Below are 25,312 nucleotides of genomic sequence, written 5' to 3' on the forward strand. Positions count from 1 at the left end.
CCGGCTATTTTGTATACCATTTATACAGTTTTTTCGGCCTTCCTATCTTCTGGTGGCTGATTACCTGTTTTACCTGCCCTTCCTCAAGCAGGTGCATCAGGTATCGATAGACGGTAGGGTAGGCAAGACCGATTTCTTTGGAAACGACATCGACGGACGCAGGTTCTTCTTCTTTTTTCAGGTGCTCCGCAATAATACTTAAAGTATTTTTGCTGATCCCTTTGGCGGAGTAGATTTCCTCACTTTCTTCGTGCACGGAACGCATATTTGCAAGCTTTACGTGCAGCTGGATACGGGAAATCAAATCCGGGGCTTTGACCGGTTTTAAGGCGAAATCCGTCGCGCCTTCTTCGAGAAAGCGATCCGCAATTTCCTGGCGCTCATCCACCGTAAGGACAAGGATGGGTACCTGCTGATTCTGTTTTCTTATTTCTTTGACCGTCTGCAGCCCGTCCATCTCCGGCATATGATAGTCGACCAGAATAATGTCGAATTTCTCCCGCTGAAATAAATCGACTCCCTCGCGACCGTTCACGGCCGTATTTGATTGCCATCCCGCATGGTTACAGAATTCCGTCAGCATATAACGCAAGGATTCGTCATTATCGATGATCAGTATGTTCATAGCGTGTCCTCTCCTTCGGAAAATGTATCCAGAATGTTGTGCCGACCCCCGGTTCGCTTTCGATATCGAGGGAGGCCCCGTGTTCTTCAATTACGTTTTTGACGAATGATAAACCGAGCCCCGGGTGCTCTTTCGTACTGAATCCGGCGTTCCAGATTTTTTGGAGGTCCCGATTTTTGATGCCGGGCCCGTTGTCTTCGATACCGATCCATATGCCCGCATGGACTTCCGAACGGATGACGACCTGGGCGTTTTTCTGACCTTCGACAGCGTCTCCGGCGTTATCAATCAGGTTGACGATTGCCCTTGTCATCCGGATTTTGTTAATGTAGATCTCTATATCACTCGGAGCCTGGAGTTCGAACTGGTAAATGGTAGAGGATTCGGACAATTTGTTTTGCCTCACGTATTCGATCAGCGTGTGCAGGGAGCACCAGTTCTTCTTTTCATCATATAGTATTTCAGAGACCATGTCGCTCGTAGCCTCTATAGAATCGGATATTTTTCCGGTATATGTCTGGATATCCGGATCGTCCGTTTTCATCTGGATAAGAGAATTCAGCCCCTCCATCAGAGAGAGTGGTGTTTTCAGGTCGTGGACGAGATGAAGGGCTTCCCGGCCGCTTCTTGCTTCCACCATTTCGAGCCGCGCCGACTCCAGATCTTTGCGCATTTTCCACTTCTGTTCGACCACTGTTAAATAGACGGCAAACACGAGGGCATGGACGATGAAGACAGCTGAAAATAAAAGGCTGTAGATAGATAGAGTGTTTTCAAAACCGATAGCGGACGATGTACTTTTAACCAGTACGGAAACTTCTCCGCCGCCGAACCCGAAAGAAGTGAGAGCAGGGACGATATCCAGCCACTGGTAACCGAACAGAAGCTGGGAGAAAACGAAAGACATAAACAGCGGACGCATATTTTGTCTGCCGAACAGCTGAAGAAATAAAATGGATAGTAACAGAAGAATGGCAGGTCCCCCGAAATGATAGTTCATGGAATAATAAGAGTTGATAAGCAGATATACTGCAGGAATAATCACGACCGGAACGGCGATTTTCAGTATGGGACGGTTATATTTTCTTCCAAGAGCATCCCCGAGGAGCAGAGCCCCGAGATAGTGGGGAAGAGCTCTCAATGTATTCAGAAAAACGAGAATAAGTGCGGTAAGCATTAAAGTACTGCCGTCGGGGTTGTTTTTGAGTTTTTCAATCATATGATGCAGCCCGACATGTTCAATGTCGAATAGAAGTGGAAAGAAGACTCCGAAAATGATCAGCAGTATCGGTATCCAGAAGCGTTTTCTCACAGATCCCTTCCCCCCTTATGATGTATATAGCCGGTTTCCTGCATGAATCTTTTCTCTTTATTATAACCGTGATGATCGGGAGGTGCCATATGAAGAATGAAGTGCCGGTTCAAAAACCATAAAAAGCAGCCGGGAGCGCTGCTCCGGCTGCTTTTGAAAAACAGGCAGTTATACTTTCCGTTTGTTCAGTTCATCATTCTCTTCCTTCGTGAAAGCACGCGAGCGAGTCAGGAACCGTTTCCCTTCTACACCTTCAAGAGAAAACATACCTCCGCGTCCATCCACGACATCAATGATCAGCTGGGTGTGCTTCCAGTACTCAAATTGTTTCTTGTGAATATAAAAGGGGACTCCGGCGATTTCACCGAGTTTTATATCCTGAGCCCCGACCATAAGATCACCTTCGGGGTAACACATCGGTGAACTGCCGTCGCAGCAGCCGCCGGACTGGTGGAACATCAGGGCTCCATGTTTTTCCTTCAGGGTGTCGATAAGTGCAAGAGCGTCTTCTGTTGCCGTAACTCGTTCGGCCATAAGGCTCATCCTTTCTGGTGTAGGTAATTCTTGTCCGGACGGCGGGGTTTCTTGCTTACGACAGTGCTTCTAACCGGAAGTTTCCGCTTTTGTTCTTAAAAGAATCCAAGTTTTTGCGGGCTGTAGCTGACGAGCATGTTTTTCGTCTGCTGATAGTGGCCGAGCATCATTTTGTGGTTCTCGCGGCCGATACCGGACATCTTGTAACCGCCAAAGGCAGCGTGAGCAGGGTATGCATGGTAGCAGTTCGTCCATACGCGTCCCGCCTGGATGCCGCGTCCGAAGCGGTAGGCCGTATTCACGTTGCGGGTCCAGATACCGGCGCCGAGACCGTACAGGGTATCATTGGCAATTTCCATGGCTTCATCTTCATCCTTGAACGTAGTGACGGACAGGACAGGGCCGAAAATCTCCTCCTGGAATATACGCATATCGTTTGTCCCTTTGAATATCGTCGGTTTCACGTAGTAGCCGTCGGAAAATTCCCCGTCCATTTTATTCTGTTCTCCTCCGACCAGCAGTTCGGCACCTTCATCTTTACCTATTTCAAGATACGAAAGTATTTTTTCCAGTTGTTCGGAAGAAGCTTGCGCTCCCATAGCTGTGTTCGGATCAAGCGGATTCCCTGTCTTGATTTCTTTCACCCGTTTAATGGCTCTCTCCATAAATTCATCGTAAATGGATTCATGCACAAGGGCACGTGACGGACATGTACATACTTCACCCTGGTTCAGCGCGAACATGACGAGACCTTCCACTGCTTTGTCGAGAAAATCATCGTCTTCCTGCATAATATCCGGGAAGAACACGTTCGGGGACTTTCCACCGAGCTCCAATGTTACCGGAATGATATTCTGGGAAGCGTACTGCATAATCATCCGGCCGGTCGTCGTTTCGCCGGTGAAAGCGATTTTCTGAATATCGGGGTGCTGGGCGAGAGGTTTCCCGGTCTCGAGACCGAACCCGTTAACGATATTCAATACTCCGGCAGGAAGCAGATCTTCAATCATTTCCATCAGAAAGAGGATGGAGGCAGGAGTCTGTTCCGCCGGCTTCAGTACTACGCAGTTGCCGGTGGCGAGGGCAGGGGCCAGTTTCCAGGTCGCCATGAGGATAGGGAAGTTCCATGGAATGATCTGACCGACGACACCCAGAGGCTCGTTGAAATGATAGGCTACCGTATCTTCATCGATCTGGCCGATGGAGCCTTCCTGAGCACGGATTGCGCCTGCAAAGTAGCGGAAGTGGTCGATGGCAAGTGGTATATCTGCGTTGAGGGTTTCGCGGACCGCTTTTCCGTTGTCCCAGGTTTCGGCGACAGCCAGAAGCTCAAGATTCTCTTCCATACGATCGGCGATTTTATTTAATATATTGGCTCTTTCCGCAACGGAAGTGGAGCCCCAGGCTTTTTTGGCTTTGTGTCCTGCTTCGATGGCTTTATTTATATCTTCTTCTGTAGAGCGGGGGATTCTGGTGAAGTTTTTGCCGGTTACCGGAGTTACATTATCGAAGTATTGCCCTTTTTCGGGCGGCGTCCATTTCCCTCCGATGTAGTTCTCATACTGTTCTTTGAATTGAACCGGGGACCCTTCTGTGTTTGGGTTTTGATATACCATTTAATCAATCCTCCTGTGCTTTATTGAAAACGCTTACAGATAAAATTTAGCATGAAGGTGGAATATTGTCAATTATCTGACGAATATATCACGTGTACCGTTTCTGGTATAATGACCGGAGATAGGAAAGGAGTGGGAAGATGTCCAAAAAAGTGATGCTCGTGGACGGGATGGCGCTGCTGTTCCGGGCCTTCTACGCTACAGCTGTGAGCAATTATTATATGATCAATTCGAAAGGTGTACCGACGAACGCCGTGTACGGAATGGTGAAACACCTGTTTTCGGCGGTAAGGGAGTATGAACCGACTCACGTCGTCGCCTGCTGGGATATGGGCAGCAAAACGTTCAGAAACGATATGCTCGAGAGCTACAAAGCAAACAGGAGCGCACCTCCGGAAGAGATGGTCCCGCAGTTCGATCTGGCAAAAGAAGTGATGGAAGCTCTGCACATACCGAACGTCGGCTTGACAGGGTATGAAGCGGACGACTGTATAGGGACATTAAGTCATCATTACCGGGAAGAAGCCGAAGTGCTGATTCTGACTGGGGATCAGGATATGTTGCAGCTGCTCGAACCGAATGTTTCTGTAGTATTACTGAAAAAAGGGTACGGCAACTACGCCGAGTATACAGAAGAAAGGCTGAAAGAAGAGAAAGGGATCACCCCGAAACAGCTCATTGATCTGAAAGCTTTCATGGGAGACAGCAGCGATAACTACGCCGGAGTGAAAGGGATAGGGGAGAAGACAGCTCTGAAGCTGTTGCATCAGTACGGTACGATTGAAGGGATACTTGAAAACATAAGTGCTCTTACAAAAGCACAGCGAAGTAAAATCGAGACGGACCTCGATATGCTGCACCTCTCGAGGGATTTAGCCGCAATCCGCTGCAACGTCGAAATCGATTCACCACTGGAGGAAGCTCTCTTTCAGGTGGATGAAGAGGAAATGGCGAAAAAGTTCAATGAGCTCGAATTTAAAAACTGGAGAAAAAATCTGGTATAACGGTGATATACGGAAGGAAATAAGCACTATACATTAAAAAGTCTCCCGCCTGCAGATATCTGCGGGCGGGAGACTTTTCTCGTAATAGCTACTTTTACATTTCCGGTTTTATCTCAGTGTTTTCAGGGCTTCTTCGATTTGAGTATCGCCACTGATCACTTCGAAAGCCTTGTGGAAAGCGTTCGGTTCCTGAAGCGCCGCGATGATGGTTTTAGCTACGTCCGCACGAGGGATTTCACCAAAATCAACTGTGTCGCCCACTGTAATCTTGGAAGTGGATTCGCCGTCGGTCAGACCGCCTGGACGTACGATTGTGTAATCCAGTTCCGTACTTTGCAGATACTCATCCGCTTTACCTTTCGCTTCCATGTAATGACGCATGTTCTCATCTACACGGCTCGGGTCTCCTGCGGCAATAGAGCTCAGCATAACGAATTTGGTCATGCCGAATTCTTCCGTGTGCTTAATCAGATTGATGGCACCTTCCTGGTCGACTCTTACCGTCTCTTCAGGTCCTGTGCTTGAGCCGGAGCCTGCTGCGAATATGACAGCGTCCATGCCTTTCACACCGTGACCGACGTCTTTCGTTACGTCAGCAAGAACCGGGATACCTCCGAGTGATTCGATTGTACCCTTCTGTTCTTCTTTACGAACCATGCCGTACGGTTCGTGTCCATCTTCTTTCAGATATTGTATGAGCAAACGTCCTGTTTTTCCGTTTGCGCCAGCTACTAGTACTTTCATAAATTGATCAAAGCTCCCTTCGGTTTGTTTGTCTACTTTAATAATACATATCCTGTTCGCTGCCGTTTTAAACATAACCCTCCGGAAAACATAATTCCTGAAAGTTGCAGGAGGCACAAATCCTCCTGTTTTGCTGCATAGGGAAGGAGGTGATGGGTTTCGGTATGTTTTTTTCCCTGTCTTCCATATATTCTTCCATTTCCCGGAGGCTGAGATTGAACATATCCTGCACGCGGACGATTTCTTCTTCGGTAAGCTTGTGTTCTTCGGTACTCCCGTCAAGAAGATATTCGTTCCGGATCGTAATCTCGTCAAGAGACTCTACAGGAAAAGTATGCTGCACATACATGGCATAAAGGGCCAGCTGGTTACGGTCCTCTTCTGTCTGTTTCCCCGTCTTCCAGTCGACGATAACCCACTTGCCTGACTGATGATGGTAGTAAAGAAGGTCCATAACGACCCAGACTTTCACCCCGTCGATCAGTAAGTAGCGAAACTTCTCGGATTCCACAAAGTCCGTGTTTTCCGTGTCGAGCATATCGCGGAAAGTGGGGCTGGAAAGAAAATTTTTAAGGACGGTGTCGAGGCGGTACTTGATTTTATCTATTTTTTCTTCCGGAATCGCGTTTCCGTAATATACCTCATGAAGCATGGTGTAGCCTTTGGGCCGCCGCCACCAGTTATACTCCCGGTGATAGGAATCCCGGTAGGCGAGGTTGAGTTTCTGGCGGATGTAGTTTTTCATCTTATCCTCCCCCGGCAGTTCACCGGTGGTGCGGTAGTGGGCGACGGCTTTTTCGACTGTTTCGTGAACGATACTTCCGAAACACATTTCCAGGTTAGTTATTTTTTTGAGCCTGTATGCCTGATGCTGTAAACTGTCTATATTACTGATCCATCCATTATGGGAAGTGTAGTAATGATAGACGTATTTACGTGCGCAGGTCATAAGTGTATTGTGTCTGGCAATGGACCAGGATAACTCGGGATATTTAGCCATAGGCAACCTCCTGATTTACATTATAGTAGAAAACAGAAGAAAGGTGGAACGATAATGATACCACGGGTGTTAAGTATTGCCGGCTCGGCCAGTCAGGGGAGTGCAGGTATTCAGGCGGACCTGAAAACGTTTGAAGAACACGACGTATATGGAATGAGTGCGGTCACGGCTCTCGTTGCCAACAATTCGGTGACGGATACAGGGGTGTTCACGCAGCCGGTCGGATCTGTACAGGCCCAGGTTCACGCGTCGATGGAACATGTGGGGGCCGATGCTATGAAGACCGGTATGCTGTTTACAAAAGAGATTATCGAAGCGACGGCTGAGCTCCTGAAAAGGTATGGACAGGTTCCGTACGTTCTGGATCCGGTCATGATCGGTAAGATGGGGACACAGCTCCTGAAGGAGGAGGCGGTGGAAAGTCTGAAAGAAGAACTGATTCCGCTTGCTGAAGTGATCACTCCGAATTTACAGGAAGCAGGTAAGCTTCTCGGCAGAAGTGCTCCCGAAACGAGTGAAGAAATGGAGAGGGACGTGAAGGAGCTGCACAGTTTCGGGGCGGACTACGTCCTTTTGAAAGGCGGAGGGTTGTCCGATTACCCGGCTGTCGACCTCTTATTTGATGGGACGGAAGTGAAGGAATACCGTTCCGAGCGGATCGATACGATCCATACTAGCGGGGCCGGGTGCACGTATTCGGCTTCCATTGCAGCCGGCCTTGCCAAAGGACTGCCGATGGATAGAGCCGTGGAGGAAGCGAAACATTTCGTTACGGAAGCTATTCGTCATGCATTATCTTTCGGTGAAGGGATCGGCTCCACTTATCACGCAGCCGAGCGTATTTTTGGAAGGAAAAAATGAAAATACCTGACTAAAAAACCCCTGTAGATGTGCCTGAACGGCTTTCTGCAGGGGTTTTGCTGATTATTGGAAGGCTGATGAAGCTTTAAGCTTTCTGTCTCATTTTTTCCTGTTGCATGCGCGTATATTTATCGATCTGCGTTCCGAGCTCGGGACTCCAGCGGTTTTCCGGATGTTCTTTGCATTCAATCGTGCAGGCGGCATGATATTCCTGTTCACAATTTTCGCAGCAGACGTACTGACGGTTGCAGCCCGGGTTGGAACAGTTGATCATACGGTCTTCTTTCTTGCCGCAGTGTTCGCATTCAGCCACAATCACTTCTTCTTTCTGGTTCACCGGTACGGCTACCCGCTCATCAAATACGTACATTTTGCCGTCGAACAGCTCACCCTGGACTTCCGGGTCTTTTCCGTACGTAGTAATCCCGCCTTCGAGCTGATACACATCTTCTACACCGTTTTTCTTCAGTATGCCGGTGAGTTTCTCACAGCGGATACCTCCAGTACAGTAAGTGAGCACCTTTTTGTCCTTCCACTCCTCGGCTTTTTCCGCTACCCACTCCGGAAATTCCCGGGAGAAGTTCACATCCGGACGTATCGCATTACGGAAATGGCCGATACGATATTCGTATTCATTACGTCCGTCAATGACGATGGTATCTTCGTCTTCAAGCATTTCACGGAACTCTTTCGGTTTCAGATGCTGCCCCCCGAACGTTTTCGGATCGATGTCGTCTTCCTCGATATTCCAGTTGACGAGTTCCGGCTTCACGCGGCAGTGCATTTTCTTGAAAGCGTGACCTTCATGTTCATCGATTTTAAAATGGATGTCAGCGAACCGTTCATCTGAACGCACATATTCCATGTATTCCTCTACCTGTTCGACCGTCCCCGATACTGTTCCGTTAATACCTTCCGGAGCTACAATAATACGGCCCCGGAGACCAAGATCTTTGCAGAACTGAAGATGGTCTGCACAGTATTCTTCGTAGTCTGGTAAATCAACGTATTTGTAATAGAGAAGAACCCGGTAATCTGAGCTCATGATGATTCCTCCTGTTTTCTATTCTCTGACTGATAAAAATCATTAAGTCGTTATTATCCATTATTTATAATATGCGATTTCCGCCTTAAATTCAAACAGAAAAACTTGTGAACGCTTCTCAGTAGACGACAGCACCGAGACAGGAGGCGAAGTGCCCGAGCGCCCACTCATGTCCCTGCTGATTAAATGAAGCCACAGCGTTTCGATTGATGACCGTCGGGTAACTTAAATTGTAAGCATCCACAGCAGTATGAAGGATACAGATATCTGTACAGACACCGGTTATGTGAAGTTCCCGTATTTCTCTTTCTTTCAGAAGAAGGTCAAGCGGGGTGCCGGCGAAAGCGCTGTATCTCGTTTTGTCCAGGTAGTGCACGAACGGTTCGTTCTTATATTGTGCCGATACTCTCTCCACTTCCCCGTATAGGTCCCGTCCCGATGTACCGATGATATTGTGGGGCGGGAAAAGATCGGTCTCCGGGTGACGGGTGTCGTTTTCGTGATGCGCATCCGTCAGGAAGAATATATCTTCCCCGTTGTGCGCAAATTCGTGAATATGGGCAGCTATGTTTCCGTCTATCTCCTGTCCCGGTTCTCCGCAGGTAAGTGCCCCGTTTTCGTGAACGAAATCGTTGGTATAATCGATGACCAGCAAAGCTTTTTTTAACATTTCAATCACCCACCTTTACATGTGTATATACATATAGTAGCAGAAGATTTCATTTTTTGAAATGTAAGGGTTGTCATTCCTGTATATACAAATTATAATAATTAACACAAGTTGTATATACAAGACGTCAGAAAATGAAAGCGGTTGTAGTATATCAGTCAAGATATTATAAGGAGGGAATGACGTGGACTATCGTAAAGAAGCAGAACAGATCCTCGAAGCTCTGGGCGGCAAAGAAAACGTGGAAGCGGCCACGCACTGTGTAACACGCTTACGGCTTGCACTGGGAGATGAGGGGATTGTAGATCAGGAAAGGCTGGATGAGCTCGATGCAGTGAAAGGCTCGTTCTCTGCCAACAATCAGTTTCAGGTCGTTATCGGTCAGGGTACAGTGGACAAAGTTTACAATGAATTTATAGAACTTGCGGGAATCGGGGAAGCCTCGAAGGAAGAAGTCAAAGAACAGACAGAAGGCAAGATGAACCCCCTTCAACGCGGTGTGAAGACACTTGCGGACATATTCATTCCGATTCTGCCGGCTATTATTACCGCAGGTCTACTGCTGGGTCTGAATAACCTGCTCACGGGGCCGGGGATTTTCTTCGACGAGCAGTCGATTATTGATGTTTATCCGCAGTGGTCCGGTTTCGCGAACATGATAATCGTCATTGCAAATACAGCGTTCGTCTTCCTGCCGGCTCTCATAGGGTGGTCGGCTGCCAAGCGGTTCGGAGGCACACCTCTTCTTGGTATGCTGATCGGTCTCGTTCTTGTTAACCCGGCACTATTAAGTGCGTACGGGTACGGGGAAGCGGTCAAAGAAGGAACGGTACCTGTGTGGGACCTGTTCGGATTCGAAGTCGATAAGATCGGTTACCAGGGTCAGGTACTTCCGGTACTTGTGGCAGCTTGGGTTCTTACGAAAATAGAACTGTTCCTGCGCAAAAGAATTCCGGAAAGTATTCAACTGCTTATCGTGGCCCCGGTCGCTCTTCTCGTAACAGGGTTTCTTACTTTCATCTTTATCGGCCCGGTCACTTTCGCTATCGGTAATGGAATCAGCGACGGTTTTATCGCACTCTTCGATGTGGCAGCGTGGGCCGGTGGTCTTCTGTACGGCGGCCTTTACGGAGCGCTCGTTATAACGGGTATGCACCATACGTTCCTGGCCGTCGATATTCAGCTCGTCGGCAGTACGGGAAGTACGTTCCTGTGGCCGATGCTTGCTCTTTCGAATATCGCCCAGGGGTCGGCGGCTTTCGCGATTTTCCTTGCTACGAAAGACGAGAAACTTAAAGGGCTGAGCGGTTCTTCCGGACTTTCTGCATGGCTCGGTATTACAGAACCTGCACTGTTCGGGGTCAACTTGCGGTTCAAGTATCCGTTCGTCATTTCCCTTATCTCTTCAGGTATCGCCGGACTTTATATAGCTTCAAGAGGAGTGCTGGCCACATCGATCGGTGTCGGCGGGGTACCCGGTATTTTCTCGATCATGAACGAGTACTGGGGAGACTTTCTGATCGGCATGGCGATTGTCATCGTTCTTCCTCTTACGGCGACATACCTTTACGCCAAACGTAAACGGGACGTTTAATAATTCAGCCAGCCGTGTGGGTTCTGACACCTTCACGGCTTCCGGTTTATCGGAAACAAAAAAAGGAGGTATTTGAATGGAAACGGCACCATGGTGGCAAAAAGCGGTTGTTTATCAGATTTATCCAAAGAGTTTCAATGATACTACCGGCAATGGTACGGGTGATATTCAGGGAATCATTGAAAAACTCGACTATATCAGGGAACTCGGGGCGGATGTCATCTGGCTCACACCTGTCTATAAGTCTCCGCAGAATGACAACGGGTATGATATCAGTGATTATTTTGACATCCACGAAGAATACGGAACGATGGAAGACTTCGAACGTCTGCTGGATGAAGCGCACCGGCGTGGTATCAAAGTGATCATGGATATAGTCGTCAACCATACGTCAACCGAACACAGGTGGTTCCGGGAGTCTCTGACATCGAAGGATAATCCTTATCGCGATTACTATATATGGAAGGATCCGGTGAACGGGGAGGAACCGACGAACTGGCAGTCGAAATTCGGAGGTAATGCGTGGAAATACGATGAGGATACAGGTCAGTATTATCTCCATCTTTTCGACGTAACGCAGGCGGATCTGAACTGGGAAAATGAAGACGTACGCCGGGACGTGTACGATATGATGAGACACTGGGCGGAGAAAGGCATCGACGGGTTCCGTCTTGATGTAATCAATCTCGTATCAAAAGACCAGCGTTTTCCGGACGACGATACAGGAGACGGGCGGAAGTTCTACACGGACGGGCCCCGGGTTCATGAATTCATGCATGAAATGAACAGAGAAGTATTTGCACCGCATGATCTGATGACCGTAGGGGAGATGTCCTCGACTACTATCGACCACTGCATCAAGTACACACGTCCGGAGCGCCAGGAACTGAGCATGACGTTCAATTTCCATCATTTGAAAGTCGATTATCCGAACGGTGAGAAGTGGACGAAGGCGACTTTCGACCTTCAGGAGTTGAAACGTATATTGAGCGAGTGGCAGAGAGGAATGCATGAAGGGGGAGGGTGGAACGCGCTTTTCTGGTGCAACCACGATCAGCCGCGCGTCGTCTCCCGCTTCGGGGATGACGGGGAGTACCGGGTCACTTCTGCGAAGATGCTGGCTGCTACTATGCATATGATGAAAGGCACCCCTTACATCTATCAGGGAGAAGAGATAGGAATGCCGAACCCGGGCTTCGAATCGATCGAAGAGTACCGGGACGTGGAATCCCTGAACAGTTATGAGAGGATGAAGGAACAGGGAAAATCGGAAGAGGAGATCATCGGCATTCTTAAACAGAAATCAAGGGATAACAGTCGTACACCGATGCAGTGGAACAGTGGGAAGAACGCAGGTTTTACGACAGGCACGCCCTGGATCGGTGTCCCGGACAATTATAAATATATCAACGCTGAAAAGGAACTTCAGCAGGAAGATTCGGTTTTCCAGCATTATCAGAAGCTGATCCGTCTCCGGAAAGAGTACGACATTATCACTCATGGAGACTATGAACTTCTGCTTGAAGAGGACCCGTCCCTTTTCGTTTATAAGAGGGAAACGGAAAAGGAGCGTCTCGTTACCGTCAGTAACTTTTACGGCACAGAAACGAAGGCCGCGTTGCCGGAACGGGTACAGGGCGAAGGGGTCGTACTGATCTCGAACTACAACGACCCTCCTTCCATGAGTACGAGTATCGACCTCAGGCCTTACGAGTCCGTCGTTTATTATATGAAAAAATACTGATATACTGATGAATGGTGAAAAAAATGCAGAATAAATTTCTTACTATCTATAATGAACTTGTTCGTCAGATTCAGCGCGGGGAATATCATTCCGGGGAAATTCTTCCTTCAGAGCATGAGCTGAAGGAAGCGTATGCCACGTCGAGGGAAACGATAAGAAAAGCGTTGAACCTGCTTGTGCAGAATGGTTATATCCACAAAGTCCGTGGGAAAGGTTCGGTCGTGCTTGATCACAGCAAGTTCGAATTCCCGGTCTCCGGCCTTACGAGCTTCAAGGAGCTCTCCGAACAGTTCGGCGGCGACATCGTCACGAATGTAGAGCAGCTCTTCCTTTCGGAGCCGGAAGAAGAATTGCAGCAGGCCCTCGGCTGTGACAGGGACGTGCGCGTCTGGAATATTATCCGCAGCAGGGAAATCAACGGGGAGCGCATTATTCTCGACAAGGATTACGTAAGGCAGGACTATGTGAAGGGTCTTACGAAACAGATTGCCGAAGAGTCGATCTATGAATTCATTGAAGAGGAGCTGGGTCTTGAAATCAGTTTCGCAAAAAAACAGATTGTAGTGGAGGATGCGACCGCTGAAGATGAAAGGTACCTGGACCTGTTGGAACACGCCCAGGTAGTGGTGATCAGAAGTTATGTCTATCTCTCCGATGCCACTTTATTTCAGTATACGGAATCGAGACACAGACCGGACAAATTCCAGTTCGTCGATTTTGCGAGGCGGGTCAAATGAATTCTGCAGTTTTTTCAGACTGCAGGATTCATTTTTGCATGCTACACTGGAAGGGAAGAGGTGAGACACATGTTTACTATCGGCGTCACGCAAAAGATGGCGGAAGCACTGCCTATGGAAAGAGAAGAATTTGATAAAAGAGATCTGCCCGAGATTTATCGCTGGCAGATGAACCGGTTCTTTATGAGGGATAGAGAAGGCCTTATCCTCATGAATGACCGCACGGCACTTACACTTGTGCTGTTCGGACTTGAGACCGAACAGTATGAAAACATCGATAATGTGCTGCGCGGCTCATTAAAACAGCTTCTTCAGATGCTCGATATCAATGAAGAGTACAAAAGAGATCTGCTTGATAACTCCAAAAAAATTATACTTACGAAAACAGACAATCGACGCACGCTCGGCAGAATGAAAGAGTCGCTGAAGTTGCTCGAAGGTTTTACGGAAGAAAGAGAATTCGAGGAAATAGACGCCGTCGAAGTGAATCGCTGGATGAATGAAAACATGGTGTTTTCGACTCTTGCAAACATCACCCCGATCAAGGAATTGAACGATTACTATGAAAACAATCATGGCCAGTAGATGATTGTTTTTCTGTTTCCCCACTGCCCCGACAGCGAAGGCATTAGTCGCTTTTTCCTGACTGAATGAATAAATTTACCATAATTCGGGTAAGGGTATAGGAGGAACGGTAAACATAGAAGACTTAATTGTGATAAGGAGGGTTTTTGCGTGAGTTATAACGTCACACAAAAATTAATCAAAGATCATTTAGTTGAAGGGGAAATGACACCGGGGGCCGAAGTTGCCCTCAAAATCGACCAGACACTTACACAGGATGCCACAGGAACGATGGTTATGCTGGAGCTCGAAGCGATGGATATCGACCGGGCTAAAACGGAAGCATCCGCCCAGTATGTGGACCACAACCTGATCCAGGAAGACAGTAAGAACCCGGATGACCACTTATTCCTCGAAAGTGCCGCAAAGAAATATGGCCTTTATTACAGCCGTCCGGGTAACGGGGTAAGTCACCCGGTACACATGCAACGTCTGGCCCGTCCCGGCAGAACGCTTCTGGGATCCGACAGCCACACATGTGCAAACGGATGTATGGGTATGCTCGCTATCGGCGCCGGCGGTATTGACGTAGCCATGGCGATCGCCGGTGAACCGTTCCACGTTAAGATGCCGAAAGTGTGGGGCGTTAAAGTGACCGGAGATCTTCCTGACTGGGTAAGTGCGAAAGACGCGGTTCTCGAAATGCTTCGTCGCCACGGAGTAAAAGGCGGAGTGAACCACGTATTCGAATATTACGGTCCAGGTCTTAAAAACTTGTCGGCTATGGACAGACACGTAATCGCCAACATGGGCGCAGAACTCGGTGCCACCGGTACTGTTTTCCCGTCCGATGAAGAAACGAAGCGCTATATGACAGAAGAAGGCCGCGAAGACGAATGGATTGAACTGAAAGCGGACGAAGGTGCGGAATACGACCGCCATGAAGAGCTCAATCTCTCTGAACTTGAGCCGATGATTGCGAAACCTACAAGTCCCGGTAACGTAGTTCCGGTCAGTGAAGTTGAAGGCGAACCGATCTATCAGTCTTACATCGGTTCTTCCGCTAACCCGGGCTATCGTGATTTCGCCATTGCTTCGAAAATCGTGGAAGGTCGTCACATTGCCGAAGGACTGTCACTGGACCTGAACCCGACGTCCCGGCAGATGCTTATTGATTTGTCACAGCACGGCCATATCGCGAACTTCCTTCAGGCCGGTGCACGTCTTCACCAGGCCGGGTGTAACGGTTGTATCGGTATGGGTCAGGCTCCTGCGACAGGACGCAACAGTCTCCGTACCACTCCAAGAAACTTCCCGGGACGCTCCGGAACGAAAGAAGACAGTGTATTCCTATCCAGCCCGGAAACGGCAGCGGTTTCTGCACTTTTCGGTAAAATAACCGACCCGAGAAATGCAGGGTTCGATTATCCGAAAGTCGACATGCCGGAACAGCCGACCGTTGATACCCGTCTGCTGGAACGCCCGGTATCCGAGGAAGAATCGAAAGAGTACGAACTGGTGAAAGGACCGAACATCGCTTCCATTCCGAAGATGGACGAGCTTCCGAATGATATGGAACTTCCTGTCCTTCTTAAGATGGGGGATGACATTTCGACGGATGAAATACTTGCAGGGGGAGCGCGCGTTCTTCCATACCGCAGTAACCTTCCGGAAATCAGTAAATTCACGTTTGAAATAGTGGATGAGACATATTATGACAGAGCTATGGAATCCCGTGACGACGGTGGTCACGCCGTAATCGGTGGAACCAACTACGGGCAGGGATCCAGCCGTGAGCACGCGGCACTCGCTCCACGCTTCCTTGGTATGAAAGTGGCGATTGTTAAGGACTTTGCACGGATTCACTGGCAGAACCTTGCAAACTTCGGTATTCTCCCGCTCACTTTTGTGAATGAAAGCGACTGGGACGAAATAAGTCAGGGCGATACTCTCGTATTCACGGGTCTTCGTGACAAAATACGCGAAGGTAACGAACTGGAAGTTGAAATAAAAGGCAAGGATAAGAAGATAAAAGTAGAGCACGCTCTATCCGAGCGTCAAATCGAAATTATGGAAACAGGTGGACTGATCAACTGGGTGAAAGACCGTCTGAACCAGTAAAAGTTCAAAAGAAGTCATAAAGAAAACCGCCGGGCTCCGGCGGTTTTTTATGATTCAATAAGGCTGAACCCTATATACTCGAGGGCTTCTTCTATATTGGAAACTGTTTTAATCCCGAGATTCCGTAAAGCTACCGTACCTGCCTCCTGCATGGCGATGGCCGGGGTGACACCGGTCAGAATCGGTTCCACTCCCATCACCTTAAGAGCCTGGAGAATTTCCACCACTACATAAGGGAATTCATTATCAATGATGACAAGTCCCGACAGCTCTATTACAAAAAAGTCGATATCGTTCTGGGAAGCGTAGCGGAGGACTTCTGCGGTCAGTTTGTCTGCCCGTTTTTCATCCACGATACCCTGCAGTGTCAAAACCGATACTCCTTTTGTTATAGGAAGGATGGGAACGTTGAGCAGGGACATATTGAACTGGGTATGATCAAGTTCAATCAGGTAGGACAGGACGTTTGCGATAGACTGCAGAAACTGGACATCTTCTTCCGAGAAGTTTTTCTCCTCCTGATCCAGGACGCAGAGGGTGCCGAATACCTCGCCTTTCTGATCGCGGAGCGTTACTCCGAGGAATCCTTTCATTTTCAGGTCTTTTGCTATTTCAAGTTCTCTCGTGAGTTCATCCTTTTCCAGATTCGAAGAATTCAGCGTATTGCCTTCACCGGATATAACCACACGGCAAACGGCACCGCTGTAAGTGACCTCCAGACCTTCAGGTACGAGTTCCTCTTTATTATTTATAGAGCTCAGCACCGTCATGGCAGTATCACCGCGTTTGGCTACATAAGCAGTCTGGACGTTGAGATGAGTGGTAATAAGTTCAAAGATTTTCTCGGACGCCTTTTTCAGTGACTGAAACGTTTCCGGAGCTTTCAGGTTGTCCATAATGGTTATAAATTCCTTCCTTCTTTAATATGTCAGTACCTCTATTTTAGTCTTTTTCCACAGTATTAATCAAATGTCTGACAACAGGAACGGGAAATAGAAAAGGTTTCTTTGTCCTGTCCTAAGTGGAATACCAGGGATAGTATGTCAAAGTATATAGAAAGCTGAATAACATTAAGCTATTGAAAAGAGGCGAGACTATGGAATCTTCAGTTAAGAAAATAGGGTCGTTTATAATTTTATTTGGAATCGTATTGTTTATTTTGAGTTTTCAAATAGATTCAAATCTTCTTTATACGCCTTATATTTCTCTGATTACAGGTTTCAGTATGCTGGCTTACTCAGCTATTAGTACCAGAGAAGAAACTAGTGTCCTGTGCAGGATAGGGTTACACAAATTTGAAATGATCGGGTGGGATGACGAAATAAACTCGAGGTCGATATACAAATGCAAAAGATGCGGGATGAAAAAGAAGGTTTTCAGAGGTGTGTAAGTAATTTGTATCCGATGAGAGTTTCTGCTGTAAAAAACAGCCCTCCTACAGGTTACGGGCTTGCCCGTAAAGTAGGAAGGCGAGGATGTGCGATTAATTTTTTTGCTGACGGATAGGTTTAAGGTTTTCTTCTATTTCTTCGCGTCGGTTCTCAAGAAAAGGCGGAAGGGAGAGGGCTTCTCCGAGAGAGTCCATTGGTTCGTCCACGTCGAAACCGGGACCGTCTGTAGCCAGTTCAATGAGAATGTGGTTCGGCTCCCGGAAATAGAGGGATTGGAAGTAATGACGGTCTACAACTCCGGAATTGACGAGTCCGGCATCCTGAACCCGCTCTACCCACTGTTCGAGTTCCTCCCGGTCTTTCACGCGGAAAGCGGCGTGGTGGACACTCCCCTGGCCGGGACGTTCTTTCGGAAGGGAAGCATCGGCGATGACGTGAATTTCTCCCCCTGTTCCTCCTTTTCCTGCCTGGAAACGATAGATGTCCGATTCATTATCCAACTGGGTAAATCCGAGCGTCTCTGTCAGTACCTGAGCGGTAGGTTCAAGGTGAGGCACGGTGAAATAGACGGGGCCGAGACCCTGGATCGCTTTTGAAGCCGGGATCTCGGACGTTTCCCATCTTACACCCGGGGCTATCCCTTCATTATTTTCGTCCGAAACCAGGCCGAGACGCTGTCCTTCCGGGTCGCGGAAGAATAACATACGACGACCGAACCGTTCGGTTACCGGGTCGACTTCCAGCCCTTCGGAATGAAGCCGGTCCTCCCAGAAATCGATAGCTTCGTCGTCCGGGACGCGGAGAGTGGTAGTGGAGATACTGTTCGTCCCCTCGTACGTATTACCGAGCATCGGTATTTCAAAAAAGGTGAAGTCCGTTCCGGCGCTTCCTTCGGCGTCGGCATAAAACAGATGGTACATCGAAGGATCATCCTGGTTTACGGTTTTTTTGACGAGGCGCATACCGAGAACGTTTGTGTAAAAATCATGATTTTCCTGTGCATATTTAGTTATAGCTGATACGTGGTGGATCCCTTTGATTTCCATGAGATCTCCTCCTTATCTCGAATTCAAGATAATTGTATAAGAAAAACGGAAAAATGTCAAAGGACCTCCTTTTCGCATAAAAAGTGTGATATATTTCCAAACAGACATGAGAAATGGGGGCGCGATTATGGCCTGGGATATAATGAATATGATAGCGGTCATGGCTTTCGCTTTCAGCGGAGCCATCGTAGCCATGAGTGAACGATACGACTTTTTTGGAACGTATATGCTCGGTATTGCAACAGCGTTTGCCGGAGGGATTGTAAGAAATATTGCACTGGATGTCCCTGTAGTTCACGTATGGGAACAGGGGATATTCTTTTACGTGGCGGTAACGATTATTACCATCGCCTACTTTTTTCCGAAGAGCTGGGTCATGTTTATGGACAGATGGAACGTGTATACGGATGCGGTAGGTCTGTCCGCATTCGCTGTAGGGGGAGCGATGTTCGCATTGGAACAGGGATTCCCTCTCGGAGGGGTCATGTTCGCTTCTTTGTTGACCGGAGTAGGGGGAGGAATAACGAGAGACGTACTTGCTCAGCGCCGTCCCATGGTGTTGCATCAGGAAATATATGCAGTGTGGGCGATGGGAGCAGGCTTCGTTGCAGGTATGGGCTGGGTGGATCTGGATAGTGTCATACAGATGTACGGTTTATTTATAGTAATCCTCTGTCTGCGCCTGCTGTCCTTTCACATGGGCTGGCATCTGCGTTTCCGTGATTTTTACAGGATGTAAAAAACCCCTGAACCGGGTATGTATACGGCTCGGGGGTTTGTGCTGTCCAGGTATTAAAATCGGAATAAGTCCCCGGAGAGATACCGTTCTCCCGTGTCCGGGGAGATGACGACGATTACATCTTCGGGGCTCATTCTTTTGGCTACTTCCATCGCAGCCCAGCAGCTGGCGCCGCCGGAGGTGCCGAGAAGAATGCCTTCTTCCCGGGCCAGTCTTCGCGTCACTTCATAAGCGTCCTCATCCGTGACCTGGAGAATTTCATCGTAAATATCCCTGTTCAGAATATCGGGGATGAACCCGGGACTGGTACCGACCAGTTTATGCTTGCCCGGTTTTCCTCCGGAGAGTACGGGCGATCCCGCAGGTTCTGCCACGTGTATGCTCAGTTCCGGAAAGAATTTCTTCAGCTCTTCTCCGGTTCCGGTTATCGTACCACCGGTTCCTGCAGTCGATACAAAAGCGGACAGCGGTTTCCCCAGTGCTTCCATAGCTTCTTTGATTTCGACTGCTGTCGTGTGCCGGTGGGCATCCGGGTTGGCGAAATTTTCAAACTGCATCGGCATAAAACTGTTCTCCATTTCTGCAGTCAGTTCTTTCGCTTTGGCGATAGCTCCGGGCATCTTTTCTTCCCCCGGAGTAAGGACGATTTCAGCGCCATAAGCTTTCAGGAGGTTGATACGCTCCTGAGTCATAGTATCAGGCATGACGAGAATCGCTCGGTACCCGCGGGCTGCTGCATTCATCGCAAGGCCGATACCGGTGTTTCCGCTCGTCGGTTCGATAATGGTCGCCCCCGGCTGGAGATGACCGTCTTCTTCCGCCTGTCTTATCATTTCAAAGGCGGCCCGGTCTTTCACACTTCCGCTCGGGTTGAAACTTTCGAGTTTCAAATAGATGGTGGCGCCGTTTTCCGGAGCCACACGATTCAGTTTGACAAGAGGCGTATCTCCGATCAGATCGGCGATGTTATTTACTACGTCCATATGCTCACATCCTTCGCTCGGGATTAATTCTGAAATTCCAGATCGTTGTTGGTTACGACTTTCTGTGCAAGCTCGAAACTGTCTTTAGGTACCGCTATTTTAAAGGCGAGCTGGTCAGAATTCAAATTAAAACGTTCTGCTGCCAGCCGGAAATTGCTCTCCGTCTCCATTTGGGTAAGGGCTACGTAAATGTTCTCCTCCTCAGGGTTCACCCGCACCCAGTCCGGAAGATCATAGTTGTCAGCGACGAACTCCAGCACCTTATTGCTTGGAAGCGGAAGTTTTCCGAGAGAAATACCCTGCTGTTCCAAAATGAGGTCCCCGTTTTCCTGCACGACCGGTTCAAGTTCCACCGTTATGGGGATAACCTGGTCGAAAGCCCGGATATTTCCCCGGAGTTTTACGAACTTATCCAGAGAAATCGAATAATCGAATATAGTGTTTGATGACATTTCATTTAAGTATTCATTCGTTAACTGTTCCAGATTTTCTTTGGTTGAGACGATCGTAAATTCGGCATCCGTGTTCGTCCGTTCTCTGTCGACATTGACCAGGGTGTAGTCCGTCGGGATGAAGATGAGAGCAAGCACCCAGAGGACAATGCCGAGATTAAGGAGAATGACTCCGAAAAAAGCACTGCGCCATTTATTTTCGAAAATAATGTGTTTCAATCTCTTCACTGCACACTCCACCTATACTGCTATTCTTCAATCTCTTCTCTAATATATTCTAACACGCGTTCGGCCATCCGTTTATACCCGACTTCGTTCGGATGGAAATTGTCCTCCCATAATATATCCTCGTCGGCACCTTCGAAAATGTCGCGGATAGGGATGAACCCTGTATTGTCGAATTCCGTAAGTACCTGTCTGCTTATTCTGTTCCAGTCGCTTATAATCTGGTTCAGTTCGGGGATATCTTTGAAATATTTATCAAAGGGGTTATATACTCCGAGCAGGTAAATACTTGCCTCGGGGTTGAGTTCTCTTATTTTTTCGAGAATGCTGCGCAGGTTCTGCTCGTAAATTGCCTGCGCTTCGACGAACTGCTCGTAATCAAGAGTAGAAGTGACGTTATCTTTCACTACCTTTATCACATCGTTGGCGCCGATGGTTATAAGAATAAGGTCCGCTTCCCGGATCGACCCCTGCAAGTCCTCATTGTCCAGTCTTTCCAGAAGGTGATCGGTACGGTTTCCTCTTTTTCCGAAATTACCGACCTGCACGGTTTCTGCGGCTGTGTCACTGTTCTGGTTAATGGATTCCTCAAGAATACCTACATAACCTCCATCGTCCGTCGTATCGCCGACCCCCTGTGTCAGGGAATCTCCCAGTGCAGTAATGTGAAGGTCCCGTTGCACAAACAGACTTTTTGCACTTTCGAGAGCGTCAGAAAAAGACTCTCTTATATTTTCACTTAAATCGTCTTCTCCCTCTGCATTACGGTCTCCCGGGTCGGCATCCGATTCATCACCGGAAGGTTCAGAAGTCCGGGGAGGGGAGGGGGCGTCCTGTTTATCTGAATCTGTCAGTGAGAACCACAGAAATCCGGCGAGGACCGCTGTGAGTACCAGAATACCGATTATCCACCATTTTTTTGTCATTACTATCCACCCGACATTTCATTTATTACATTTATTGATTTTATGTTAAGCACCCGAAACGAGAGATTTCTGCTTACGCCAGCGTTTCTGAACGGAAACTTCCGCTTTCTTTTGTTATTATATCACTTTTCCGAGGGTGTATAATATACATACGAAATACGACAGGAAAATGGGGTGATGTGTGATGAAATCGATGAAGATTTCCGTTCGGGAGCTGGCGGAATATGCTTATAAACGTGGCAGTATTGATGAAAAATTCCGTTCTTCCAAAGCACTGAGTGAAGGGACGGCCATCCACCAGGCGGTACAGAAGGAATACAAAGAGACGGAGGAAAAAGAAGTATATCTCGACTTTTTGTATGAAATGGAAGAGATGACCCTTCACATTCACGGCCGTTGTGACGGGGTGTTGAGGAGTGGGGAGGGGCTTGTCATTGACGAAATCAAGTCCACTTCGCTGGAAGCGGAAGAACTCGAGGAAGATCTCTTCCCCGAACACTGGGGACAGGCTTACGGCTATGCGTACATGTATTGTGAACGGGAACAGCTCGAGGGTATCAATGTTCAGCTTACTTACGTACAGAAAGCATCGAAAAAGAAAATCAGGTACTTGCGGTATCTTACGGTGGAACAGCTGAAGGAAGAAGTCCGTTTCATGGTGGAAGCATATACACCTTATGCCCTTACTCTTGTCCGTAGGCGGGCGCAGAAACATGAGACGCTTCCGAAGCTCGGCTTCCCTTATCCTTCGTATCGTGAAGGTCAGCGAACGTTTGCCGGGAGCGTCTACCGCACCGCCAGGGAAGGAAGAACCCTGTTTGCCCAGGCCCCGACAGGTATTGGGAAGACCATTTCTTCTCTGTTCCCCGGTGTAAAAGCGATGGAAGAAGGAGATTTTGAACAGCTTTATTATGCGACGGCCAAAACGACGACCCGCGAGACGGCCGAAGAAGCGATCCGTCTGATGCAGGAGGAGGGAGCGTCCCTTACTGCGGTGACACTGACGGCCAAGGACAAAATCTGCTTTCAGGAAGAAACGATATGTCAGCCCGAATACTGTTCTTTTGCGGATGGTTATTACGACCGTATCAATGAAGCCCTGGTGGACATCCTTACGAATGAGTCACTGCTGGACCGGGGCACGATTGAGACCTATGCCAGGAAGCATCACATCTGTCCGTTTGAATACTCTCTGGATCTTACAAATGCTGCCGATATCGTAATCGGCGACTACAACTACGTATACGATCCGAGAGTTGCTCTGAAGAGACTGTCCCGTGACAGGACGAAGAAAATGGGTCTGCTGGTGGATGAAGCCCATAATCTCGTGGAACGGACGCGGGACATGTACTCCGCTTCCCTTTCCGCCTCAGATTTTGAAACGCTGCCCTCCCTGGTGGGATCTGAACGGGCAGGGAATTTGGCTGCTTCCATAGCCTCCGACATCACTTCTCTCTTTCCGGAAAATCAGAAGGAAGTCTCCATCGACGAAATACCGGGCGTGATGGAAGAACGTATCGAAGCATTTGTGGAAGAAACGGAGTCATTCCTGCGTGATCTGCTGCCGGAGGAACAGGATGAGACGGTGATGAACTCCTACTTCGGAAGCCAGCATTTCTTGAATATGCTTGAGCAGAAAGATGATAATTTCGTTTACATCGGTAAAGAAAAGGAAGAATTGAAGCTATACTGCCTCAACCCGCGTACAGTAGTTAAGAGAATTACCGATGCCTACCGGTTCTCTGTCTATTTTTCGGCGACACTCTCCCCATTTGCTTACTATAAAGAAATGCTTGGAGGGACGCCGGAAGACTACATTCTGAAGTTGCCTTCCCCCTTCAGCAGAGAGCAGATCGACACGATATTCACCCCTCTGTCCACCCGGTTCAGGGACCGGGAGAGAACTGCCCGGGGTGTGAGCGACAGTTTAAAAAAACAGACGGAAGCCTGGCCGGGCAATCATCTGTTCTTTTTTCCTTCTTATTCATACCTGGAACTCATTTATTCTTATGCTAAGGAATGGGGGAAGGAAATAGTTGTTCAGGAACGGAATATGGACGAGGAAAGAAAGTCAGAGTTTCTGGCCCAGTTCACCGAAGAAAGTGAAATCATCGGCTTTGCTGTCCTCGGAGGTGTTTTCTCGGAGGGCGTCGATCTGAAAGGGGACAGGCTGCGCGGAGTTGCAGTGGTAGGAGTGGCTCTCCCGCCGAGAGATATAGAAAAAGAGCTTATACATCGTTACTTCGAAAACCGGGACAGGAACGGCTACAACTATGCCTACGTCTATCCGGGCATGAACAAAGTACTTCAGGCCGGAGGCAGACTGATCCGGTCCGAAGAAGATTACGGAGTGCTGCAGTTTATCGATGACCGTTTTATGACACCGGTGTACAGGGGACTCCTCCCGGAAGAGTGGAAAAATAAATGAGTTAACCTTTGGAAAATAAGGTTGACACAAAAAGATTTGTTTATTAAAGTTAACGTAACGAATGGGAGGGTTAACACATGCGTACATATGATATTACAATCGGTTCGATGTTCGTGGCTCTTATGGCCATCGGAGCGAACATCACTGCTATAGCTCCATTTCTTTCGGTAATGGGAGTGCCGCTTACGCTTCAGACTTTTGTTGCTATATTAAGCGGACTGATTCTCGGGAAAAAACGCGGGGCATTCGCTATGTTCGTCTATACCGTAGTAGGGTTGATCGGCGTGCCCGTATTTGCAGGTTTTGGCGGGGGACTCGGGAGTTTCGTTTCGCCCACCTTCGGTTTTGTATTATCTTTTATAGGGATCGCTTATGCAGCGGGAGCGGTAGTTGAGAAGAGACAGACCTTCATTCAATATATAAAAGCCTCTCTGGCCGGTCTTACCGTAAATTATCTGGTCGGAGTCACCTGGCTTTACGCCGCTTTATCCCTTTGGGCCGGAGAAGGTGCAGGTATCAGTTATACTGCTGCCTGGGCGAGTATGCTTCCGTTTCTTCTGAAAGATGGAGCATTGGCTTTCGTAGCAGCTCTCACCGCGGTCCGTCTGGAAGGATCATACCTCAGGAATACAAGATGGCGACAACATCAAAAACAGGCATCCTCCACGTGAGGGTGCCTGTTTCAATTTTCGGAAGGATGGGTATCAGTAGTATTATTCAGCGGCTTGGCGAACAGTCCGTTCCAGTAAAAAGTGACAAGAGCTTCTGCCGTTTCTTCTGTAGTGGGAAAAAGAGGAAGATTGGCATGGTCCCGGTAGTTCCCCAGATTGAGTCCATATAATTGTGTAAAAAGAAAAAAAGGGCCTCATCAACCCTGTGTTACAATGTTTTCAACCACGAAAAACCAACACAGGAGGTTTGATGATGACCCAACTTAATTTTACCGTAAAC

At 48.3% G+C, this 25,312-nt stretch carries 23 protein-coding genes; 10 read left to right on the forward strand and 13 right to left on the reverse strand.

Annotated elements, in window-relative coordinates:
• Positions 1 to 4 precede the first annotated feature (4 nt).
• The 4 genes from CKW00_RS01240 to exaC all read right to left on the reverse strand — a co-directional run bounded on the left by CKW00_RS01240 (position 5) and on the right by exaC (position 4,087).
• Positions 5 to 625, reverse strand: a complete 621-nt coding sequence (locus CKW00_RS01240) for a response regulator (protein WP_008589253.1) — start codon at positions 623 to 625, stop codon at positions 5 to 7.
• Positions 603 to 1,937 (reverse strand): sensor histidine kinase, encoded by a 1,335-nt coding sequence (locus CKW00_RS01245; RefSeq protein ID WP_095821017.1) that lies wholly within the window; start codon positions 1,935 to 1,937, stop codon positions 603 to 605. Before CKW00_RS01245 ends, CKW00_RS01240 begins: the two co-directional genes overlap by 23 nt.
• Positions 1,938 to 2,105: 168 nt before the next feature.
• Positions 2,106 to 2,471, reverse strand: a complete 366-nt coding sequence (locus CKW00_RS01250; protein ID WP_008589257.1) for a DUF779 domain-containing protein — start codon at positions 2,469 to 2,471, stop codon at positions 2,106 to 2,108.
• 95 nt (positions 2,472 to 2,566) lie between these two features.
• Positions 2,567 to 4,087: an acetaldehyde dehydrogenase ExaC gene (gene exaC, locus CKW00_RS01255; protein WP_095821018.1), complete on the reverse strand. Its 1,521-nt coding sequence runs from the start codon at positions 4,085 to 4,087 to the stop codon at positions 2,567 to 2,569.
• Positions 4,088 to 4,227: 140 nt separating this feature from the next.
• On the opposite strand from exaC, the gene CKW00_RS01260 reads away from it, so the two are divergent.
• Entirely contained in the window at positions 4,228 to 5,091 is an 864-nt protein-coding gene (locus CKW00_RS01260; protein WP_095821019.1) for a 5'-3' exonuclease, read from the forward strand.
• Between the two features lie 108 nt (positions 5,092 to 5,199).
• Here CKW00_RS01260 and CKW00_RS01265 read toward each other — a convergent pair whose 3' ends face one another.
• Positions 5,200 to 5,835, reverse strand: a complete 636-nt coding sequence (locus CKW00_RS01265) for an SDR family oxidoreductase (protein WP_095821054.1) — start codon at positions 5,833 to 5,835, stop codon at positions 5,200 to 5,202.
• A 67-nt stretch (positions 5,836 to 5,902) separates the two neighbouring features.
• Positions 5,903 to 6,835, reverse strand: a complete 933-nt coding sequence (locus CKW00_RS01270; protein ID WP_095821020.1) for a PD-(D/E)XK nuclease family protein — start codon at positions 6,833 to 6,835, stop codon at positions 5,903 to 5,905.
• 54 nt (positions 6,836 to 6,889) lie between these two features.
• On the opposite strand from CKW00_RS01270, the gene thiD reads away from it, so the two are divergent.
• Positions 6,890 to 7,696, forward strand: a complete 807-nt coding sequence (gene thiD / locus CKW00_RS01275; RefSeq protein ID WP_095821021.1) for a bifunctional hydroxymethylpyrimidine kinase/phosphomethylpyrimidine kinase — start codon at positions 6,890 to 6,892, stop codon at positions 7,694 to 7,696.
• A gap of 85 nt (positions 7,697 to 7,781) precedes the next feature.
• Here the strand turns inward: thiD and trhO are convergent, their stop codons facing one another.
• Positions 7,782 to 8,741: an oxygen-dependent tRNA uridine(34) hydroxylase TrhO gene (gene trhO / locus CKW00_RS01280; protein ID WP_095821022.1), complete on the reverse strand. Its 960-nt coding sequence runs from the start codon at positions 8,739 to 8,741 to the stop codon at positions 7,782 to 7,784.
• A 118-nt stretch (positions 8,742 to 8,859) separates the two neighbouring features.
• A complete protein-coding gene (locus CKW00_RS01285; protein WP_095821023.1) occupies positions 8,860 to 9,411 on the reverse strand; it encodes a cysteine hydrolase family protein in 552 nt (183 codons plus the stop codon).
• Between the two features lie 184 nt (positions 9,412 to 9,595).
• On the opposite strand from CKW00_RS01285, the gene treP reads away from it, so the two are divergent.
• The 5 genes from treP (at position 9,596) to CKW00_RS01310 (ending at position 16,171) form a co-directional block, all read left to right on the forward strand.
• Positions 9,596 to 11,005 (forward strand): PTS system trehalose-specific EIIBC component, encoded by a 1,410-nt coding sequence (treP, locus tag CKW00_RS01290; protein ID WP_095821024.1) that lies wholly within the window; start codon positions 9,596 to 9,598, stop codon positions 11,003 to 11,005.
• Between the two features lie 76 nt (positions 11,006 to 11,081).
• The gene (gene treC, locus CKW00_RS01295; RefSeq protein WP_095821025.1) at positions 11,082 to 12,749 is read left to right on the forward strand and encodes an alpha,alpha-phosphotrehalase; all 1,668 of its coding nucleotides are present in this window, start codon (positions 11,082 to 11,084) and stop codon (positions 12,747 to 12,749) included.
• Positions 12,750 to 12,772: 23 nt separating this feature from the next.
• Complete coding sequence (treR, locus tag CKW00_RS01300; RefSeq protein WP_095821026.1) at positions 12,773 to 13,486, forward strand: trehalose operon repressor; 714 nt, start codon at positions 12,773 to 12,775, stop codon at positions 13,484 to 13,486.
• Between the two features lie 69 nt (positions 13,487 to 13,555).
• Positions 13,556 to 14,071, forward strand: coding sequence for a DUF6933 domain-containing protein (locus CKW00_RS01305; RefSeq protein ID WP_095821027.1), 516 nt, complete (start codon positions 13,556 to 13,558; stop codon positions 14,069 to 14,071).
• Positions 14,072 to 14,221: 150 nt separating this feature from the next.
• Positions 14,222 to 16,171: an aconitate hydratase gene (locus CKW00_RS01310; protein ID WP_095821028.1), complete on the forward strand. Its 1,950-nt coding sequence runs from the start codon at positions 14,222 to 14,224 to the stop codon at positions 16,169 to 16,171.
• A 47-nt stretch (positions 16,172 to 16,218) separates the two neighbouring features.
• Here CKW00_RS01310 and CKW00_RS01315 read toward each other — a convergent pair whose 3' ends face one another.
• Together CKW00_RS01315 and CKW00_RS01325 are read right to left on the reverse strand one after the other, a co-directional pair.
• Entirely contained in the window at positions 16,219 to 17,067 is an 849-nt protein-coding gene (locus tag CKW00_RS01315; RefSeq protein WP_095821029.1) for a GAF domain-containing protein, read from the reverse strand.
• Positions 17,068 to 17,654: 587 nt separating this feature from the next.
• Positions 17,655 to 18,608: a ring-cleaving dioxygenase gene (locus CKW00_RS01325; protein ID WP_095821031.1), complete on the reverse strand. Its 954-nt coding sequence runs from the start codon at positions 18,606 to 18,608 to the stop codon at positions 17,655 to 17,657.
• Positions 18,609 to 18,735: 127 nt separating this feature from the next.
• Here CKW00_RS01325 and CKW00_RS01330 point away from each other — a divergent pair, with 127 nt between their 5' ends.
• The gene (locus tag CKW00_RS01330) at positions 18,736 to 19,347 is read left to right on the forward strand and encodes a trimeric intracellular cation channel family protein (RefSeq protein ID WP_095821032.1); all 612 of its coding nucleotides are present in this window, start codon (positions 18,736 to 18,738) and stop codon (positions 19,345 to 19,347) included.
• A 53-nt stretch (positions 19,348 to 19,400) separates the two neighbouring features.
• On the opposite strand, the gene cysK is transcribed toward CKW00_RS01330, so the two are convergent.
• Genes cysK through CKW00_RS01345 form a run of 3 tightly spaced genes read right to left on the reverse strand, consistent with a single transcriptional unit; the run spans position 19,401 to position 21,933 of the window.
• Positions 19,401 to 20,330: a cysteine synthase A gene (cysK, locus tag CKW00_RS01335; RefSeq protein WP_095821033.1), complete on the reverse strand. Its 930-nt coding sequence runs from the start codon at positions 20,328 to 20,330 to the stop codon at positions 19,401 to 19,403.
• Positions 20,331 to 20,353: 23 nt separating this feature from the next.
• On the reverse strand, positions 20,354 to 21,010 hold the full coding sequence (locus CKW00_RS01340; RefSeq protein ID WP_095821034.1) for a YpmS family protein: 657 nt from the start codon (positions 21,008 to 21,010) through the stop codon (positions 20,354 to 20,356).
• 20 nt (positions 21,011 to 21,030) lie between these two features.
• Entirely contained in the window at positions 21,031 to 21,933 is a 903-nt protein-coding gene (locus CKW00_RS01345; RefSeq protein ID WP_095821035.1) for an SGNH/GDSL hydrolase family protein, read from the reverse strand.
• A gap of 184 nt (positions 21,934 to 22,117) precedes the next feature.
• Here CKW00_RS01345 and CKW00_RS01350 point away from each other — a divergent pair, with 184 nt between their 5' ends.
• Together CKW00_RS01350 and CKW00_RS01355 are read left to right on the forward strand one after the other, a co-directional pair.
• Entirely contained in the window at positions 22,118 to 24,361 is a 2,244-nt protein-coding gene (locus tag CKW00_RS01350; protein ID WP_095821036.1) for an ATP-dependent DNA helicase, read from the forward strand.
• A 77-nt stretch (positions 24,362 to 24,438) separates the two neighbouring features.
• Entirely contained in the window at positions 24,439 to 25,032 is a 594-nt protein-coding gene (locus CKW00_RS01355; protein ID WP_095821037.1) for a biotin transporter BioY, read from the forward strand.
• Positions 25,033 to 25,312 lie beyond the last annotated feature (280 nt).

The sequence above is a fragment of the Salimicrobium humidisoli genome (assembly GCF_002295105.1).
GTDB classification, from domain to species: domain Bacteria; phylum Bacillota; class Bacilli; order Bacillales; family Halobacillaceae; genus Salimicrobium; species Salimicrobium humidisoli.